Source organism: Methylobacterium frigidaeris (genome assembly GCF_022179185.1).
Lineage (GTDB): Bacteria > Pseudomonadota > Alphaproteobacteria > Rhizobiales > Beijerinckiaceae > Methylobacterium > Methylobacterium frigidaeris.
Map to the genome: position 1 here is coordinate 1 of NZ_BPQJ01000135.1, position 635 is coordinate 635.

The window sequence follows — 635 nt, forward strand, 5'->3', positions numbered from 1 at the left end:
GGTTCTACTCCTTGGATACAAAACTAAATAATAGCCTCACTCTTGGAGCGGATACGGCTCACGATCTCTTCTCGGGAAGGTGGCTTTTCGGTCTTTGATCGCTTATCTTCTTGTTCACTCATGGGGCGGGCCTCTTAGCACGTTCAATGTTGGACACATGGGTCAAAGGTGCTAAGTATCCGCCCTTTGGATTCGTCATGCAATTTCTTGCTCATCTCGCTTTTTAAAAGACTATTCCGCCTTTTTTGTAATACGGTAATCGTTTGATAGTAAATAGATTATCTTGATTTAAGGATATAATACCCCCGATTGCAGCCGCCGCAAGCTAAAGTGATGCAAGCGGTGCTTGATCCCCTGGCAATGCCGCTAGCCACTGACGTGGTCTCCGGCGAACGTGCCGATGACCCGCTCTATATCCCTTGTATCAAGCGGGTTCAGGAGAGTTTGCAACGAAGCGGTCGGTTGTATGTAGGCGACTGTAAGATGGCGGCTCATGCCACGCGAGCGTTTATCGCGTTGGCGGGTGATTATTATTTGTGCCCCCTGCCTCAGACGCAACTGGCCGAGGGCGAGTTGGAAAAGGCCCTGGAGCCAGTTTGGCGCGGTGAACAAGGCCTGACAGCGGTCTTGAGGGA

1 pseudogene is annotated in these 635 nt (G+C 50.9%); it reads left to right on the top strand.

Annotated features, from left to right (window positions below):
* Positions 1–342: 342 nt before the first annotated feature.
* Positions 343–635 (top strand): annotated as a pseudogene (locus tag MFF64_RS36575) (hypothetical protein); the annotation flags it as partial.